This window comes from Brevundimonas denitrificans (assembly GCF_030160755.1).
GTDB classification, from domain to species: domain Bacteria; phylum Pseudomonadota; class Alphaproteobacteria; order Caulobacterales; family Caulobacteraceae; genus Brevundimonas; species Brevundimonas denitrificans.
This window is the reverse complement of the sequence record NZ_BSOY01000123.1, coordinates 1-3203: the sequence shown is the minus strand read 5'-3', so window position 1 is coordinate 3203 and position 3203 is coordinate 1. Positions and strand designations below refer to the sequence as shown.

Annotated in this window: 2 protein-coding genes and 1 tRNA gene; 1 reads left to right on the top strand and 2 read right to left on the bottom strand. The window is 70.6% G+C overall.

All coding sequences use genetic code 11. The annotated features are described in order from the left end of the window. Positions 1–856 (bottom strand): FecR family protein (locus QQJ79_RS15100; RefSeq protein WP_284223751.1); only part of this gene is annotated, 856 nt, incomplete at its 3' end. A gap of 257 nt (positions 857–1113) precedes the next feature. Then, positions 1114–1190: transfer RNA gene (locus QQJ79_RS15095), tRNA-Arg, on the bottom strand. A gap of 298 nt (positions 1191–1488) precedes the next feature. On the opposite strand from QQJ79_RS15095, the gene QQJ79_RS15090 reads away from it, so the two are divergent. After that, positions 1489–3203: helicase-related protein (locus QQJ79_RS15090; RefSeq protein WP_284223750.1), on the top strand; the 1715-nt coding region annotated here is incomplete at its 3' end.

Below are 3203 nucleotides of genomic sequence, written 5' to 3'. Positions count from 1 at the left end.
CCGGAGGATCACGGACGGGCGGTTCGCCCGGCGGCGGCGCGCCGGGACCTTGAGGCTTGTCGTCCGCGACCGCGGCAGGCGGCGGGACGGGACCGGTCGGCGCGGGCGTTTCCTCCGGCGGATCGACCGGCGGCGCCGCAACCGGCGGACTGGACGTCCCCGTCCGCGTCGGCAGCAGGGCCTCGAAGCGCCGGTTCGTCTCATCGGTCGCGCCGAAGGGCGGATAGAGCCGGGTGCGGGTCAGGGCGACCATCTGCACCGGCCGGTCCAGCACTACGTCCTGGCCGTTGACGGCGACCCCGATCGCCCCCTCCCTGAGGATGAGCACCGCCGCGCTGTCGGACTCGGCCGACAGGTCCGGCGCGCCCGGAATTCCGGCGAGGAAGGCCACCGCCGCCGGTCCCACCACGCCCTCGATCACCGTGCCGCGGACGCCGATGGCGGAGCCGGGCGTGCGGAAGGCGATGGCCTCGGGCTGGGCGCCGCGATTGTCCGAGGCGAATCGGAAGGCCCCGCGCAGCACCGAGACCGCCACGCCCGTCACGCCCCGCCCGGGGTCATAGACGAAGCGGTCGATTTCCAGCTGCGCATGGGCGCCGACGGTCAGCAGCGACCGGTCCAGCAGGCTGACCTCCAGACGGCTGGCCGCGCCGGTGGCGACGCGGTCGCCGAAATTCACATCGGCCCCGGTCACTGAAGGTCGCCAGTCGGTCTGTCCGGCGCGTGTGGTGGTCACGGCGTTCTCGACCAGCCGGTTGACCCCGACCCGGCCCGGCGCCGCGGGCGGCGTCAGCAGGGCCCAGGCCGCGAGAGCCGCCACGACGGCCAGAGCGATCCAGATGATCTTCGTCCGCATTGGAGCCTCCCGCGCGACCGGCGATACCGTAACGCTTTCCCGCCGGGAGGCCAAAGCCTTCGCCCCCAGAGGCGAACGGGCGGCGGGATTACGGGGCGGCCCGTTTGACTTCCGGAGCGATGACGCGCCCCTTGCGGCCGTCCCGGGGAGGGGCGCGGCCATGGACATCGAACGCATTCTGTCGTGGCTGCTGATCCTCGTGCCCGCCGTCATCCTGGCGATGGCGGCGGTGATGATCCTCAAGCGCAAGCGTTGAGTGGCGACCCCGGAGGGACTCGAACCCCCGACCTCTGCTTTAGGAAAGCCTTGCTCTATCCGGCTGAGCTACGGGGTCACGCAGGCTGACCTAGCGGGTGACGGGGCGGCGGGGAAGCGTCTGCGCGCGCCGCCCCTTGCGATTTTGTGATCCGGCCGGGCCGAAGGCTGGAACACCGCCGTTCCCGATTGTGGTTAATCCATCTTAAGATACAATATGTTGGGGTGAACAAACCCCGAATCGGGCCGTGTCGGTGATTCGGTCCTGATTCGTTTCGCCCCTGTTCCACCGAAACACGCCGCCCCGTTTACGCTCGGGTACAATCGTCGCGGCGCCGCTTGAGGAACCGGGCGGGAACCGCCACCTTTTCAGCATTATGAGTGATCGCGGCGCCGGACAGGCCCCCTCGCGCGTCGTCGCGGTTCTGGGCCCCACCAATACCGGAAAGACCCATCTGGCGGTCGAGCGGATGCTGGGCCACGCCTCGGGCATGATCGGACTTCCGCTGCGGCTGCTGGCGCGGGAGATCTACGACCGGATCGTCAAGCGGCGCGGCGCGTCGGCCGTGGCCCTGGTCACCGGCGAGGAGAAGATCGTCCCGCCGCGGGCCGTCTATTTCGTCTGCACCGTCGAGGCCATGCCGCTGGAGCGTCAGGTCGAATTCCTCGCCGTGGACGAGATCCAGCTGGTCGCCGATCCGGAGCGCGGCCATGTCTTCACCCAGCGGCTGCTGCACGCTCGTGGCCGGTTCGAGACCATGTTCCTCGGCGCCGGGACCATGGCGCCCCTGATCCGGGCGCTGGTCGCCGATGTCGAGATCGTGTCGCGCGAACGGCTGTCGACCCTGAGCTACGCCGGATCGAAGAAGCTGACCCGCCTGCCCGCCCGCAGCGCCATCGTCGCCTTCTCGACGGACCAGGTCTACGCCATCGCCGAACTGATCCGGCGTCAGCGCGGCGGGGCGGCGGTGGTCATGGGATCGCTGAGCCCGCGCACGCGCAACGCCCAGGTCGAGCTGTTCCAGTCCGGCGAGGTGGACTTCCTGGTCGCCACCGACGCCATCGGCATGGGGCTGAACATGGAGGTCGACCACGTCGCCTTCGCCGGCCTGAGGAAGTTCGACGGGCGGCGGACGCGCTGGCTGCACGCCCATGAGATCGGCCAGATCGCCGGGCGGGCCGGGCGACATCTGAGGGACGGCACCTTCGGCGTCACCGGCGAGGCGGTGGAGCTGGATCAGGACCTGGTCGAACAGGTGGTCGAGCACCGGTTCGATCCGGTCGAGGGGGCCGAGTGGCGCAACGCCCGGCTGGACTTCGACACCCTGCCCGACCTGTTGCGCTCGCTGACGGTGACGCCCGGCTTGCGCGGCCTGAACCTGACCCAGCCGGCGCTGGACGAGACCCTGCTGCGGCGGCTGATCAAGGATGAGGAGGTGGCGCGCGTCGGGCGGTCGCGCGGGGCGATCATGCGGCTGTGGGAGGCGTGCCAGCTGCCCGACTTCCAGAAGACGACGCTGGATGAGCACGGACGGCTGTCGAAGGAGATCTTCCAGGCGTTGACGGGAAAGCGCGGTCGGCTGACCGCCGACTGGATCGCGCCCCGGTTCGCGGAACTGGACCGCGACGATGGCCAGATCGATCAGCTGTCGGCGCGGCTGAGCGGGGTGCGGACGCTGAGCTATATCGCCAACCGACCCGACTGGCTGGATCAGGCGCAGGGCTGGCGGGACAAGACCAAGGCGCTGGAAGAACGTCTGTCCGATGTGCTGCACGAGCGGCTGACGGCGCGGTTCGTGGACCGGCGCACCACCGCCCTGATGCGGGCGCTGAACGTGACCGAGGATGCGGTCGCCGAGGTCGAGGCCGACGGCGCGGTGATCGTCGAGGGCCATGCGGTCGGGCGGCTGACCGGGGTGGAGTTCCGGATCGACAAGGGCTCCAGCGCGCTTGAGGACCGGGCCCTGCGCCACGCGGCGCGGCAGGCGGTGACGCCGGAGATCGCGCGGCGGATCGACAAGGGCTCCAGCGCGCTTGAGGACCGGGCCCTGCGCCACGCGGCGCGGCAGGCGGTGACGCCGGAGATCGCGCG